This is a genomic window from Rhodococcus sp. NPDC003382, from assembly GCF_053589135.1.
In genome coordinates, this window is sequence record NZ_JBSFRH010000081.1 from 1 (window position 1) to 14,344 (window position 14,344).

Here is a 14,344-nt window from a genome sequence, read left to right on the forward strand (position 1 = left end):
ACTCGACCAGGTTGACCGATGCCGTGGCCGGCACACCGGAAGTGGTCGGCGTGTCGGCTGCAACGGGGCAAAGGTTCACGGGTGCGGCACTAGCGTCGTGGGCACACAGGGGGAGAGATTCACAGCCCGCCCACGGTGCCCGAGGAGGCGTGAAATGACCACGATCGAAAAGCGACTCACTGTCGAACCACTGTCCGGCTGGACCGGCGCCTTGATCCACGGCGCGGATCTGTCGCAGCCGTTGTCCGACGGTGAGATCGCAACGATCCGGGAGGCGCTGCTGCGCTGGAAGGTGGTGTTCTTCCGCGACCAGGATCTCGACCACGCTTCGCAGATCGCGTTCGGCAAGCAGTTCGGCGACGTCACCCCCGGTCATCCCTACGAAGGCACCACCGCGCCGGAGGGATTCCCCGAGATCCACACCGTCTCACCGAAGGCCTACGACCACCGGTACGGCGCCGACTACACCAAGCGCCGCGGGGCGGCCGGCCCCGACTGGCACGCCGAGGTCACCCCGCTGATCAACCCGCCGTCGCATTCGATCCTGCGCGCCGAGACGATCCCGCCATTCGGCGGCGACACCCAGTTCAGCAACGTCGCGGCCGCCTATCAGGGCCTGAGCGAACCGGTCCGGGCGTTCATCGACGAGCTGCGCGCCGAGCACCGATTCGGCGCCGCGTTCGACGCCGAGCGCAGTTCGGAGAAGATCGGGGACCTGGTCCGCACCAACCCGCTCGCCACGATTCATCCCGTGGTGCGGGTGCATCCCGAGAGCGGGGAGCGCGTCGTCTACGTCAATCCGTCGTTCACGCGGGAGATCGTGAACCTCGCGCCGCGCGAGTCGCGGCACGTGCTGGACCTGCTGTTCGCCGAAGTCGCACGCCCGGAATACACGGTCCGGTTCAAGTGGGAACCCGGCAGCGTCGCGTTCTGGGACAACCGGGCCGCCCTGCACCTGGCGCCGCAGGACACCCACCACCTCGACCACGACCGGGTCCTGCACCGCATCACGCTCGTCGGCGACGTGCCGGTCGGGCCGAACGGCGTGAAGTCCGAATCGATTTCGGGTGAATGGTTCGGGGCGGCCTGATCATGGCCACCGTCCTCGAAAATTCTTCGGCGGGAGTCACTCTCGTCGACCCCACCGCGCTGTCCGCCCGCACCCAGCGCGCCTCGCGGGTGCCGCGGTCGGTGCAGCGGCTGCTCGGTCCGGTCCTGCTCGTCGTGGCCTGGCAGGTCGCGTCCAGCACCGGGTTCTTCGACGAACGCACGGTGCCCCGGCCGCTGTCGGTGCTGTCGGCGGCGTGGCGGCTCATCACCGACGGGTCGCTCGAGGAGCACCTGACGATCAGCCTGCTGCGCGTCGGCTACGGCCTGCTCATCGGCATCGCGCTCGGGCTGGTGCTCGCCGTGGTTTCCGGCCTGTCCCGCATCGGCGAGAACTTCGTCGACGCCAACATGGAAGTGCTGCGGGCGGTTCCGAACTTCGCGCTGGTGCCGCTGCTCATCGTCTGGTTCGGTATCAGCGAGGTGCCGAAGGTCATTCTCATTGTGCTGGCGGTCGCGGTGTCCATCTACATCAACACCTTCGCCGCGATCCGCAGCGTCGACGCGGGGCTCGTCGAGGCGGCACGTTCGTTCGGGGTCGGCCGCGGCGAACTGATCCGCCGTGTCGTCCTGCCCGGCGCACTGCCCGGGTTCCTCGTCGGTCTGCGTCTCGCCCTCACCGGCGCGTGGCTCTCGCTGATCTTCGCGGAGACGATCAATGCGAAGAAGGGCCTGGGCCGCATGATGACCGACGCTCGCGAGTACTTCCAGATCGACGTCGTGTTCGTGCTCATCGCCGTGTACGCGATTCTCGGGCTGCTCTCGATCGCGGTGGTGCGCTGGCTGGAGAACCGGCTGCTGACCTGGAGGCGAGCCTACGATGGCAACTGACCTGGTGGACAACGACACCCAGACGGTCGTCGTCGCGCGCGGTGTGCGACGGGTGTTCGGCGCGCAGACCGTCCTCGACGGACTCGACGTCGAGATCGCCGCGGGCGAGTTCGTCGCGCTGCTCGGACGCAGCGGATCCGGCAAGTCGACCTTCCTGCGGGCGCTCGGCGCGCTGGACCCCGACGTCCAGGGCCACATCCGGGTGCCCGCGAAACAGGCGGTCGTGTTCCAGGAACCGCGTCTGCTGCCGTGGCAGAAGGTGCTGACCAACGTCACGATCGGACTGCCCACCAACGCCGCGGTACGCGAGCAGGGCCGCGCGGCGCTGGCGGAGGTGCACCTCGAGGACAAGGCCGGCGCGTGGCCGCGCACCCTCTCCGGCGGTGAAGCGCAGCGCGTCGCGCTGGCGCGGGCACTCGTCCGCGAACCCCAATTGCTGCTGCTCGACGAACCTTTCGGTGCACTCGACGCGCTCACCCGCATCCGGATGCACGGCCTGCTGCTGCGGCTGTATCGCAAGTACCGGCCCGCGGTCCTGCTCGTCACCCACGACGTCGACGAAGCGATCCTGCTCGCGGACCGCGTGATCGTGCTGACCGACGGGGCGATCTCCCTGTCCACCCGCGTCGATGTGCCGCAGCCACGTTCCCGGGACTCGCGCGAATTCACCGCGCTGCGACGGCGTCTGCTCGCCGAACTCGGTGTCGGCGACGAACCCGACGCTCGATAACTCACATCAGAAGGAACATGACGTTGCCTGGAATCACACGGGCCCGGTGGGCGCTGCTGCCCGCCCTCGCATTGACGATGCTCGCCTCCGCCTGCGGGCTGTCCGAATCCGAGGAGAGCGAAGCGCTCTCCGAAGCGACCATCGCGAACACCGTCGACGTCCCCGAGGGGACGAAACTCGTTGTTGCCGAACAGAACGGGAACCAGTCGCTCGCATGGTCGCTGTCCGGCGCCGGCGCCGACGCACCCTACGAGGTCACCTTCGCGGACTTCAGCGGCGGCCCCGCCGTCATCGAAGCGCTGCGTTCAGGTGCCGCCGACATCGGCTTCGTCGGCGAAGCGCCCGTTCCGATCGCCGTGTCCAACGGCATCGAGGACATCGTGGTCGTTGCGGGACAAGCGAATCCGGGCAGCAGCGGCGGCTACTACCTCGTCGCGCAGCCGGGCAGTGGCATCGAGACCCTCGAAGACCTGCGCGGCAAGCGCGTCGCATACCCGCCGGGCACCGGCCGTCAGATGATCACCGTCGGCCTGCTCGACCGGGCCGGTCTCGAACTCGGCACCGACGTCGAGGGCGTCGAACTCGCGGGATCGGAGGTGGTGCCGACGTTCGTCGCCGGTGCCGTCGACGCCGCGATCGTCCTCGGCAACCAGTACTACAAGATCGGGTCTCCACCGATTCTCGGTGACGGCACCGGCATCAACACCGGCATCAGCGCGCTGGTGGTGCGGCGCGACATCCTCGACGATCCCGTGAAGGTCGCCGCGATCGGCGACTACGTCGGGCGGACGGTCGCGGCGACCAACTGGCAGGAAGCCAACCCCGGGCAGTGGGTCGAGGCGTACTACGTCGGTGTCCAGGGCATCACGTACGAGCAGGGCAAGGAACTGCTCGACAAGACCGGCATCGCGAAGTATTACCCGATCGAACCGAAGTTCACCGCACTGTTCCAGACCGTGTCGGACGGGCTCCTCGACACCGGCATCATCGACCGGCCCGTCGACGTGGCTCCCTACCTCGACGACCGCTACAACTCGATCATCCAGGCGCAGAACGACACCGACGGAGTGGCGCTCACACCGCTTCCGTAGTCGTCTGCGACCGCACCCGAACCACACGAGAAGGAGCGACACCATGACCCAGGCCGCAACCCGCATCGAGGTGCGCCCGCAGTCCGGTTGGACCGGCGCCGAGATCCACGGACTCGACCTCACCCGCGAACTCACCACCGACGAGATCGCCACCGTCCGGCAGGCGCTGCTGCAGTGGAAGGTCGTGTTCTTCCGCGACCAGCACCTCGACCACGACCAGCACCTGCGGTTCGCGAACTACTTCGGCGCACCAACGCCCGCCCACCCCCTGTTCGATTCGATCCCGGACCCGAACTACCCGACGATCTACCCGATCTTCCGCGACCGCTTCAAGGCCCGGGTCGCGAGCACTTCCGGCTACGACCGGCCCGGCTGGCACGCCGACGTCACCGCCGCGGTGAATCCGCCGGCAGCGTCGATCCTGCGTGCGGAGGTGCTGCCCCCGTACGGTGGCGACACCCAGTGGTCCAACACCGTCGCCGCGTACGAAGGACTGTCGGCGCCGGTCAGGTCCCTCGCCGACGGCCTGCGCGCCGTGCACCGGTTCAGTCCCGGTGCGGGCACCACCCCCACCGAGGACTACCTGCGCAGGGTCGAGAAGCGGCCGCTCCTCACCGAACATCCGGTCGTGCGGGTGCACCCGGAGACGGGGGAGAAGGCACTGTACGTCAACCCCGGTTTCACGTCCCACATCGTCGGGGTGTCGCCGCACGAGAGCCGCCGGCTGCTCGAGCTGTTCTACGACGAGCTGGCGCGTCCGGAGTACACGGTGCGGTTCCGGTGGGCGCCGGGCTCGATCGCGTTCTGGGACAACCGCTCCAGCGTGCACCTCGCGCCGCGCGATCTCACCACCGACTACGATCGCCGGCTGTACCGGATCACCCTCGTCGGTGACGTTCCGGTCGGACCGGACGGCCGGGAGTCGGTGGCCCTCGAAGGCGAGCCGTTCGAGGCGTTCCGACCCTCCTCGGTTACTGGAGGTCCTGCTTCAGGGCGTTGACGACGGCGGTGACGGGGGCGGTGCCGTCGGCGGCAGGGATGTCGCTGTTGACCGCGGCGACCAGGATCGTGCCGGACGCCGGCAGGTATCCGGCATAGGTGTTGTACCCGGGGAGTTCGCCGGTGTGCTCGAGCCAGCCGTTCTCGATGCCCCAGCCGAAACCGTAGGCGCGTTCGGGGGTGGCCGGCGGGACGTCGTAGTTGAACGACTCGAGCCGGTACTGCTGGGTTTCGGGGTTGAGGATGCCCTCGCCGGTGCCGAGCGCCTTCGCCCAGCGCTGCAGGTCGTCGATGGAGGAGATCACGGCGCCGGCCGCCCATCCCCACGACGGGTTCCAGTTCGTGGCGTCGGCGGTCTCGCCCTCCGGCTGGCCCTGTTCGGTGATGCCGGACAGGTGCGGGTCGGGGAACGCCGCGTCGGAGGGCAGCGACGTCTCGGACATGCCGAGCGGACCGAACAGGTTCTCCTGGAAGTAGTCCGCGAGGCTCTGCCCGCTGACCTGTTCGACGACGAGACCGAGCGCGACGTAGTTCGAGTTGGAGTACTCGAACTGCTCGCCGGGCGCGAAGTTCGGCGGATCGCCGCGCACCACGTCGAGGAGTTGTTCCGGGGTCCACGGAGCGTCGGGGTTGGCGAACAGCTGTTGCTGGAACCCCTCGTCGAAGGTGTAGCTGGGGATTCCGCTGGTCATTGTGGCGAGCTGCTCGAGTGTCGCGATGTCTCCGTTGGGTAGGCCCGGCACGTATTTGCCGATCGGGTCCGTGAGTTCGAGCCGTCCGTCCTCCCACAACTGCAGGATCGCGGTGGCGGTCATCGTCTTGGTGAGACTGCCGACGCGCGTGTGGTCCTCCGCTGTCGGGGGCTGCTGGGTGTCGACGCCGGAGACACCCGCGGTCCCGGTCCATTCCCCCTCGGGGCCGATCACCCGCGCGATGACGCCGGGGAATCCGATCTCCCCGTGCAGGCTGTCGATGGTTTCCTGCAACCGGTCCGCCAGCGCGGACTCGGCGCTCTCCGGGGATTCCGTGCCCGTCGTGGGCGAGGTGGTCGTGTCGTCGCTGGTGCACGCGGAGGCCAGCGCGACGACGGCGGCGGCCAGGAAGATCGGGAGTCTGCGCATGGTGGGCTCCGATGGGACTGGATGGTCGCTTAGTCCGGTTCAGTATGCGGCGGGCTCGGCCGGACTGTCCGCGCGATCACCGAATCCGCCCGCGTCCCCGCGGCCCCGTCCTACCGTGTGGGGCGACGGATCGGAGTATCGATGAACCCGCTCATCCACGTGTCACCGCAGGTGCGGGACGCCGTCGCCGACGGGCGACCGGTCGTCGCGCTGGAATCGACGATCTTCACGCACGGGCTCACCCCGCCTCGCAATCTCGAGGTCGCGTTCGAGGCCGAACGGAACCTGCGCGACGCCGGCGTGGTGCCGGCGACCGTCGGCGTGGTCGGTGGCATCCCCACCGTGGGGTTGTCGGACGAGCAGATCACCGCGCTCGGATCGGAGCCGGGCGTCGAGAAGCTCGGCGTCCGCGACCTTCCCGCCGCCGCGGCGAAAGGCATCTCGGGTGGCACGACCGTCGCCTCGACCGCGGTGCTCGCCCACCACGCGGGAGTGCGGGTCTTCGCGACCGGCGGCCTGGGCGGCGTCCACCGCGGCGCGGCGTCGACGTTCGACGAATCCGCCGACCTGACCACCCTGGCATCGGTACCGATCCTCGTCGTCAGCGCCGGAGTGAAATCGATCCTCGATATTCCGGCGTCCCTGGAACGCCTCGAAACCCTGAGCGTGCCCGTCGTCGGCTATCGGACGCGGCGGTTCCCCGGCTTCTACGTGCGCGACAGCGGTTGCGCGATCGACTATTCCGTGGAGTCGCCCGCCGAAGCCGCGGCGATCGTCGACGCCCGCGACCGTCTCGGCTCGAAAAGTGCTGTGCTGCTGGTCAATCCGGTGCCCGAACAGGACCAGCTCGATCCGGCGCTGCACGATCGGGTGCTGCGTGACGCCGAGCATGCCGCCGCGGCCGCCGGGGTCACGGGGAAGGCGACGACCCCGTTCCTGCTCGCCCACCTGCATCACGCCACCGGTGGCCGCAGCCTCGACGTGAACGTCGCGGTCTACCGCGCGAACGTCGCCCTCGCCGCGTCGGTGGCCGTCGAATTGGCATCCGGGTGACCGGGCACTGGGTGTTGCACGTCGACCTCGACCAGTTCATCGCCGCGGTCGAGGTACTGCGCAACCCCGACCTGGCGGGGCGGCCGGTGATCGTCGGCGGTCGCGGCGACCCGACCGAACGGGGTGTCGTGTCCACGGCGTCCTACGAGGCCCGCGAGCACGGCGTCGGGTCCGGGATGCCGCTGCGGACCGCGGCCCGCAAGGTCCCCGACGCGGTGTTCCTGCCCGTCGACGCGGACACCTACACCGAGGTGTCGAACGTCGTGATGGACACGTTGCGCGGGCTCGGCGTCGTCGTCGAGGTCCTCGGCTGGGACGAGGCGTTCCTCGGGGTGGACACCGACGATCCGGAGGCGGTCGCGCGGACCGTGCAGACCGCGGTGTTCGACGCGACGGGACTGCATTGTTCGGTGGGCATCGGCGACAACAAGCTGCGCGCCAAGATCGCCACCGGCTTCGGCAAGCCGCGCGGCATGTTCCGGCTCACCCGCGACAACTGGTTCGCGGTGATGGGCGACCGCGGCACCGACGCGTTGTGGGGTATCGGCTCGCGCACCGCGAAGAAACTCGACGCGCTCGGGATCCGCACCGTGCGGGATCTCGCGATGGCGTCGGAAGCGGACCTGGCGGCGCGGTTCGGACCGAAGACCGGGCCGTGGCTCGTCGGACTGGGACGTGGGGTCGGCGGCGCGACCGTGACGGCCGAGCCGTGGGTCGCGCGGTCGCACGGGCGGGAGGTGACGTTCCAGCACGACGTGAGCGACTGGGCGGAACTCGCCGAACATGCGCGCCGGCTCGCGGTCCGCGCCACCGAGGACATCCGCGCCGAGCAGCGACCGGGCGTGCGGGTGGAGGTCAAGCTCCGGTACGCGCCGTTCACCACCCACACCACCGGCCGGGCCCTGCCCGAACCGACGTTGGACTCGCAGGTCGTCTCGGACGCCGCGGTCGCGTTGCTGGACCGGTTCGATCACGACCGGAAAGTACGGCTGATCGGGGTGCGGGTCGTGATGGTCGAGCCGTGAGCGGTCAGCGGGACATGCCGTAGAACCGTTCGACGCGCACCCGCAGCAGCAGCCGCCGTTCGGTCACCATCGCCGCGCGGAACTCGTTCCAATCCGGATGCTCGCCCTGCAGTTGCCGATACTGCTCGACCAGCTGTTCGACGGTCTCATCGTGCGGAAGTGCCGCGACCGGGGACAACTCGGCGTAACCCTCCGCGACCGCGTACGACCAGCCGTCGGCGGAGTCGACGAACATGCTCACGCGCGGGTCGCGGCGCATGTTGCGGGTCTTGGCGCGGTCGTCGGTCACCGAGACGGAGAACGTGCGGGTGCGGGGGTCGTAGTGGTGCAGGATGTTCGACAGCTGCGGCCGTCCGTCCCGCTTGAGGGTGACGAGCGTCGCGACCTTGGTGGTGGTGAACAGCGCTTCGAGCGGATCGGTCGATGCCATGCGTCCAGCCTAGAGCCGTGGTGGGTCGAGTTCGGATGATTCTGTGTATCAGACGGTTTCGAGTGACGAGCCGATGATCTCGGCGAGTTCGCGTGGCGCGTCGTTGTGCACGGTGTGACCGGCGTGCGGCACCGCGAGGATTCGCGCGGCCGGATTGCGCCGCCGGACCTCGTCGGCATCGGAATCGGACACGAAATCCGATGCGCCACCACGGATCAGCGTCAGCGGAACCCCGATGCCCGCTAGATCGTCCCACAGCGCCGACAGATCCTGGCCGTCGTCGAGCACCGCCGAGGGCGTCACGTCGAGAACGATCGCGCGGCGCACCAGTTCCGGAACGATCGCGGCGAGACGGATCGTCGTGAGACCGCCGAGGGAAGCGCCCACCACGGCTTCGGCTTCGGGTGCCCAGCGGCGGACGGCGTGTGCCACCGCGTCGGCCGCGTTCCAGGGGGAGTGGTCGGGGTGGTCGAGCGGCGTCGAATGTCCGTGCCCGGGCAGGTCGACGGCGAGCGCGGGCAGTCCCAGCGCGAGATTGAGTGCATCCCAGGTGTGGGCGTCCTGACCGCTGTCGTGCAGGAACACGATACGAGGCGGTTCGGTGGCCCAGAGCAGCGAGCTCACGTGCACGCCCTCGCGGATGTCGGTGCCGACACGCTGCACCACCGGTGGAGCATCGAGTGTCAGCCCGAGTTCGGCGGCGTTCCGGGGGAGCTGTGCGAATTCGTCGTCCTGGAAATGCGAGACCATGGGGTCCTTTCCGCGCTCGAAGCCGGTGCGCAAAGTTGACGGCAGGAACACATCCTATTTTCTCGGCGCCGTTCCGGCCGGATAGTTGTGCCCGAGCACAGACGGACGGGTGCTCGGCTGCCGGTCGCTGCCGGGGTCTCCAATCCGGTTGCGTATCGGCCCGGAACGACGGTGGACGTCCCGAAAATTCGGTACACCGACCGTCGACTCGGACCCTGCACGGCGGGTCCGGTCCTCGGATGACGGCGAAACGCCCGTGCGCATCGAGGGCCGAACCTTAAGATCGAGAGGTCCGACTGCACGCGAACTCGTCGAGGTATCGCCATGGCCGACGACATCGAGAACGCCCGACGCTCGTCCCCGCAGCAAGGTCGGTTCCCACCGGTCGTGGAGGGACTGCTCGAGAGTCCGCTCGCCGGTCTCGCCCCATGGATCGTGCTCGCCGTCTTCGAGGGACCGGGCAGTATCGCGTGGGTCGCGGCCGTGGCACTGGGCCTGTCGGTCCTGTTCCTCGTCCTGGACCTGATCCGTGGCCGGTCGCTGAAACTGCTCGGTGTGGTGGACGTCGTGTTCTTCGCGGCGTTGCTGATCACCCACTTCTCGCTGAGCGTGGACAACCAGATGTGGCTCGAGACGTGGATCGGTGAGATCGCGAACATCACGCTGGTGCTCATCGCGGTCGGATCGATGCTGGCGCGGAGGCCGTTCACGATCCAGTACGCGCGGGAGGAGGTCGATCCGCAGTACTGGGATTCGCCGGTGTTCCTGCGCACCAACTACGTCATCACCGGGGCGTGGGCTCTCGCCTTCCTCGTCGCGGCGGCTGCGGGGTGGTACGGCGACGCGGTGCTCCACGACGACGACAACATCTGGACGGGATGGGTGATCCAGGTCGCGGCGATGGTCGCCGCGATCAAGTTCTCCGCCTGGTATCCCGACCGGGTCGGCGAGCGGACGGGCGACGCAACGGAATGACGGCCGCCGTCAGTCCTGTTCGTCGAGGTGGAACAACACGAGGGTGACGGTCAGGATCAGGGCGGGGACCCACGCTGCCTGCCCGCCGATCCACTGGGACACGAGTGCACCGAAGACCGCGCCGCCCGCGAACGACGCGCAGATCGCGCCGTAGACGGCGGTGTGGCGGCGGGCCACCTCGTCGTGGTCGACGAACCCGCGGAACCAGGCCTCGGTGAGCCGCATCAGATTTCCGGTCGTGGCGATGGACATGTAGGTCAGCTCGCCGATCATGCGATACAGACCCATCTGCAGTGCCGCGACGAACGCGATGGGGACGGTGACCGCCGCGGCGTGGACGCTGTCCGGCAGGAACCCCACGATCACGAGGATGATCACCTGCAGGCCCGTCGCCCAGCGCAGCGGGCGGGTGAGGCGGCGTTCGATGCGGCCGGTCTTGACGAGCATCGCGACCGCGATGCCGACGAGGAACGCGAGGATCGGATACAGGTGCGCGAGCGCGTCGCGCCATTGTGCCTCGGCGAAATCGATGCCCATCAGGATCACGTTGGCGGTCTGCGTGTTCGCGAAGACACCGTCGCGGGTGATGAACGTGTATGCGTCGAGGTAGCCGCCGACCATCGTGAGAATGACGGCGAACCGAAGGGAAGTCGAGGTCTGCGTCGCCATGAACCGGGTTCCTCCGCCCGAGGTGCTTCGACCACCATAGGGCCACCGGCGGGGAGCTTGCACAGTTTTCGGCGCCCGTCCAGAGTACGGAGCGCGCAGATCCGAATCCTGTTGCATGAACAGCCGGGCGGAGGACCATGGACCACGGTGTCCGCGCTCGCGGACGCCGGGTCGACGAGAGGCACAGCCCATGACTGTCACCGACGAATACCTCGAGAACAACAGGAAGTACGCCGAGTCCTTCACCGGCCCGCTTCCGCTGCCTCCCAGCAAGCACGTCGCGGTCGTGGCGTGCATGGACGCGCGGCTGGACGTCTACCGGGCCCTGGGAATCGGCGAAGGCGAATCCCACGTGATCCGCAACGCCGGTGGTGTCGTGACCGACGACGAGATCCGGTCCCTCGCCATCAGCCAGCGACTGCTCGGTACCCGGGAGATCATCCTCATCCACCACACCGACTGCGGCATGCTCACATTCACCGACGACGAGTTCAAGCGGTCGATCCAGGACGAGATCGGCATCAAACCGTCCTGGTCGCCCGAGTCCTTCCCGGACGTCGAGGAGGACGTGCGGCAGTCGCTGCGCCGCATCGAGGACAGCCCGTTCATCACCCAGACCGAATCGTTGCGCGGCTTCGTCTTCGACGTTGCCACGGGTCGGCTGAGCGAGGTGAAGCCCGACTGAGGGGACGCGATGGCGACCTTCGTACTGCTGCCCGGTGCCGGATCGGACTCGTGGTACTGGCATCGGGTGGTGCCGCTGCTGCAGGAACTGGGGCACACCGCGATTCCCGTCGACCTGCCGTACTCCGACGACGCCGCCGGACAGTACGAGTACGCCGACGTGGTGGTCGCCGCGGCCCGGGACGCGCAGCCGCCGCTGGTCCTGGTCGGTCAGTCCATGTCCGCGTTCACCGCAGTGATCGCGGCGGAGCGGCTGGTCGTCGACCGGCTGATCCTCGTCGCGCCGATGATCCCGGCTCCCGGCGAGTCACCCGGCGGATGGTGGAGCGCAGTCGGTCAGGAGCAGGCCCGACGTGCACAGGACATCGCGGACGGGCGTGACCCCGACCTTCCCTTCGATCCGCGCGAACTGTTCTTCCACGACGTGCCCGCCGAGATCGTCGCGGAAGCGTTCACGCACGAAGCGCCCGTGCTCTCGGATTCGGCGTTCGAACCGGCGTGGCGCGCCGACCGATGGCCGGATGTGCCGGTGCGGGTGGTCGCCGGCCGTCACGACCGGTTGTTTCCGCTCGATCTCATCCGGCGGATCGCCCGCGAGCGGGTCGGCGTGGAACCGGACGTCCTCGACAGCGGTCACCTGGTGGCGCTGGTGTGTCCGCGCGAACTCACCGATCTGCTGGTCGCGTCGGTGCCGTGACTCTTGCGTGGCCTCAGTGTCCGTTGCCGTTGCCGGCGCTCGTGTGCTGCGCGGCGAGGGATTCGGGCATCGGTTCGTGGCGCAGGTAGCCGCGCGCGAACTCGGCGGTGCCCTGCGTCAGGGCGCGCAGGTCGACGGGATAGCGCGTCAGTTCCAGTTCGGGAACCTCGGCGCGCAGCAGGGTCGTGCCCGGACCCGCGTTCTCGGTGCCCAGAACCCGGCCGCGCCGGGCCGAGAGGTCGCCGAGGACCGCGCCGAGATAGTCGTCGGGGACCACGACCTTGACCGCGTCCACGGGTTCGAGCACCCGCACCGTCGTGTGGGTGGAGGCGTCGCGCAACGCGAGTCCCGCGGCGGCCTGGAACGCCGCATCCGACGAGTCGACCGAGTGGGCCTTGCCGTCGACGAGCGTGACCTTGACGTCGACGAGCGGATGACCGGTCGCGACACCCTTGGCGGTGGCGCTGCGCACGCCCTTCTCGACGGACGGGATGAACTGGCGGGGCACGGCGCCGCCGACGACGTGCTCCTCGAACTGGACACCGCTGCCGACCGGTAGCGGCTCGACCTCGATGTCGCACACCGCGTACTGGCCGTGCCCGCCGGACTGTTTCACCAGCCGGCCGTGCCCCTTCGCGGGACCGGCGAACGTCTCGCGCAACGCGACCCGGTAGTCGACGATGTCGACGTTCACCCCGTGCCGGTTGCGGAGCCGGTCGAGGACGACTTCGGCGTGGGCCTCGCCCGTGCACCACAACACCAATTGGTGTGTGTCGGGATTGTTTTCGAGGCGCACCGCCGGATCCTCGGCGGTCAGCCGGGACAGGGCCTGGGCGAGCTTGTCGTCGTCGCTTCGGGTGTGGCCCTCGACGGCGACCGGCAGCAGCGCCTCCGGCAGCGGCCACGGATCGAGGACGACGGGATGGTCCGGGTCGCAGAGGGTGTCGGCGGGTACGGCGTTGCCGAGTTTGCCGATGCACACCAGGTCCCCGGCGACCGCCTCCGGCACCGGCCGCTGTTGCTTGCCGAACGGGCTGGTCAGCGTCGGGATCCGTTCGGTGGTCTCCTCGGTGTGGCCGGGCCCGCTCAACCGAACGAACGTGTCGGGGCGCAGCCTGCCGGAATAGACGCGCACGAGGCTGATCCGCCCCACGTACGCGTCGCCGGTGACGCGTACGACCTGCGCGGCCAGCGGGGCGTCCGGATCGGCGAACGGGGCGCCGGGCCGACGGTGCGTCGGGTCGGGGAACACCGCCGCGATCAGGTCGAGGAGCTCGGCGGCACCCACCCCGTAGTCGGTGGCGGCGGATGCGGGATGCAGTGTGCACGAGATCATTTCGCGTCGGATGCCGTCGGCGAGGGAATCGGTGTCGAGGGTTTCACCCGCCAGGTAGCGCTCCATGAGGGTGTCGTCCTGCCCCGAGATCGCCTCGACCAGACTCTCCCGGATCTGCCCCAGATCCGGGGTCTGGCCGGGGTCACCGTAGGTGCGGCCGAGCAGCACGTCCACCGACCCGCACGGCCGGGAGCCGTCGTACGCCGGTACGAACACCGGGCGCAGGGTGTCGGGTCCGAGACCGAACGCGTCGTGGCATTCGGTGAGCATCTCCTCGTAGCCGCTGCGCGCGATATCGAGTTTGGTGACGACGATGCCGCGGGGGAGTCCGGCCTCGGCGCATTCCCGCCACAGCGCGCGGGTCGCGGCGCTGATCGGGTCGGTCGCGGAGACGACGAACACCGCCGAATCCGCGGCGCGCAGGCCCGCGCGGACCTCGGCGTCGAAGTCCGGGTGGCCCGGCGTGTCGATCAGGTTGATCTTGGTGCCGTTCCATTCCAGCGGGATCATGGCGAGCTGCACCGATCGCCGGTGCTGCTGTTCGATCGGTTCGAAGTCCGAGATGGTGGTGCCGTCCACGGTGCGGCCGGCACGCCCGATGGCGCCGGCGGCGAGCGCGAGCGATTCGGCGAGGGTGGTCTTGCCGACCCCACTGCATCCGATCAGAACGACGTTGCGCAGTTGGTCCGGGCGTTCGACGACAGGCGCCCGTTCGGTTCGCGCCGAGGTTCGGTCGGGCATCGGAGTCTCCTCCCGTGGCATCCGTGCCACCGCTCGACACGGCCTCCGACCAGGGTAACCGTGCGGCTGTGCCGCCCGTGTGCCTTTGTGGCGGTTGGGGTCGCC

15 protein-coding genes are annotated in these 14,344 nt (G+C 68.9%); 10 read left to right on the top strand and 5 right to left on the bottom strand.

Going from position 1 to position 14,344, the window contains the following annotated elements:
* The first annotated feature begins 154 nt into the window (after positions 1 to 154).
* The 5 genes from ACWDUD_RS29980 to ACWDUD_RS30000 are packed head-to-tail and all read left to right on the top strand — an operon-like array spanning position 155 to position 4,759.
* Complete coding sequence (locus ACWDUD_RS29980; RefSeq protein ID WP_450111690.1) at positions 155 to 1,090, top strand: TauD/TfdA dioxygenase family protein; 936 nt, start codon at positions 155 to 157, stop codon at positions 1,088 to 1,090.
* Positions 1,091 to 1,092: 2 nt separating this feature from the next.
* Positions 1,093 to 1,938, top strand: coding sequence for an ABC transporter permease (locus ACWDUD_RS29985; protein ID WP_450111691.1), 846 nt, complete (start codon positions 1,093 to 1,095; stop codon positions 1,936 to 1,938).
* Positions 1,928 to 2,668: an ABC transporter ATP-binding protein gene (locus tag ACWDUD_RS29990; protein WP_450111692.1), complete on the top strand. Its 741-nt coding sequence runs from the start codon at positions 1,928 to 1,930 to the stop codon at positions 2,666 to 2,668. Before ACWDUD_RS29985 ends, ACWDUD_RS29990 begins: the two co-directional genes overlap by 11 nt.
* Before the next feature lie 23 nt (positions 2,669 to 2,691).
* A complete protein-coding gene (locus ACWDUD_RS29995; RefSeq protein WP_450111693.1) occupies positions 2,692 to 3,759 on the top strand; it encodes a PhnD/SsuA/transferrin family substrate-binding protein in 1,068 nt (355 codons plus the stop codon).
* A gap of 43 nt (positions 3,760 to 3,802) precedes the next feature.
* Entirely contained in the window at positions 3,803 to 4,759 is a 957-nt protein-coding gene (locus tag ACWDUD_RS30000; RefSeq protein ID WP_450111694.1) for a TauD/TfdA dioxygenase family protein, read from the top strand.
* Here ACWDUD_RS30000 and ACWDUD_RS30005 read toward each other — a convergent pair.
* Complete coding sequence (locus tag ACWDUD_RS30005) at positions 4,731 to 5,879, bottom strand: serine hydrolase domain-containing protein (RefSeq protein ID WP_450111695.1); 1,149 nt, start codon at positions 5,877 to 5,879, stop codon at positions 4,731 to 4,733. The genes ACWDUD_RS30000 and ACWDUD_RS30005 overlap by 29 nt on opposite strands.
* Before the next feature lie 141 nt (positions 5,880 to 6,020).
* Between ACWDUD_RS30005 and ACWDUD_RS30010 the strand changes: the two genes are divergently transcribed.
* The gene (locus tag ACWDUD_RS30010) at positions 6,021 to 6,932 is read left to right on the top strand and encodes a pseudouridine-5'-phosphate glycosidase (protein ID WP_197252389.1); all 912 of its coding nucleotides are present in this window, start codon (positions 6,021 to 6,023) and stop codon (positions 6,930 to 6,932) included.
* The gene (locus ACWDUD_RS30015) at positions 6,929 to 7,957 is read left to right on the top strand and encodes a DNA polymerase IV (RefSeq protein ID WP_248675708.1); all 1,029 of its coding nucleotides are present in this window, start codon (positions 6,929 to 6,931) and stop codon (positions 7,955 to 7,957) included. The genes ACWDUD_RS30010 and ACWDUD_RS30015 overlap by 4 nt, the downstream gene beginning before the upstream one ends.
* A 4-nt stretch (positions 7,958 to 7,961) precedes the next feature.
* Here ACWDUD_RS30015 and ACWDUD_RS30020 read toward each other — a convergent pair whose 3' ends face one another.
* Both ACWDUD_RS30020 and ACWDUD_RS30025 read right to left on the bottom strand, forming a co-directional pair.
* The gene (locus ACWDUD_RS30020) at positions 7,962 to 8,387 is read right to left on the bottom strand and encodes a PPOX class F420-dependent oxidoreductase (RefSeq protein WP_197252388.1); all 426 of its coding nucleotides are present in this window, start codon (positions 8,385 to 8,387) and stop codon (positions 7,962 to 7,964) included.
* Positions 8,388 to 8,435: 48 nt separating this feature from the next.
* Complete coding sequence (locus ACWDUD_RS30025) at positions 8,436 to 9,137, bottom strand: alpha/beta fold hydrolase (RefSeq protein ID WP_197252387.1); 702 nt, start codon at positions 9,135 to 9,137, stop codon at positions 8,436 to 8,438.
* A gap of 324 nt (positions 9,138 to 9,461) precedes the next feature.
* On the opposite strand from ACWDUD_RS30025, the gene ACWDUD_RS30030 reads away from it, so the two are divergent.
* A complete protein-coding gene (locus ACWDUD_RS30030) occupies positions 9,462 to 10,112 on the top strand; it encodes a hypothetical protein (RefSeq protein WP_450111696.1) in 651 nt (216 codons plus the stop codon).
* Positions 10,113 to 10,121: 9 nt separating this feature from the next.
* Here ACWDUD_RS30030 and ACWDUD_RS30035 read toward each other — a convergent pair whose 3' ends face one another.
* A complete protein-coding gene (locus ACWDUD_RS30035; protein ID WP_197252385.1) occupies positions 10,122 to 10,781 on the bottom strand; it encodes a YoaK family protein in 660 nt (219 codons plus the stop codon).
* 190 nt (positions 10,782 to 10,971) lie between these two features.
* Here ACWDUD_RS30035 and ACWDUD_RS30040 point away from each other — a divergent pair, with 190 nt between their 5' ends.
* Positions 10,972 to 11,466, top strand: coding sequence for a beta-class carbonic anhydrase (locus tag ACWDUD_RS30040; protein WP_197252384.1), 495 nt, complete (start codon positions 10,972 to 10,974; stop codon positions 11,464 to 11,466).
* Positions 11,467 to 11,475: 9 nt separating this feature from the next.
* Positions 11,476 to 12,162, top strand: a complete 687-nt coding sequence (locus ACWDUD_RS30045) for an alpha/beta fold hydrolase (RefSeq protein WP_197252383.1) — start codon at positions 11,476 to 11,478, stop codon at positions 12,160 to 12,162.
* 13 nt (positions 12,163 to 12,175) lie between these two features.
* Here the strand turns inward: ACWDUD_RS30045 and ACWDUD_RS30050 are convergent, their stop codons facing one another.
* Positions 12,176 to 14,239 (bottom strand): elongation factor G-like protein EF-G2, encoded by a 2,064-nt coding sequence (locus tag ACWDUD_RS30050; RefSeq protein ID WP_450111697.1) that lies wholly within the window; start codon positions 14,237 to 14,239, stop codon positions 12,176 to 12,178.
* Positions 14,240 to 14,344: the final 105 nt, after the last annotated feature.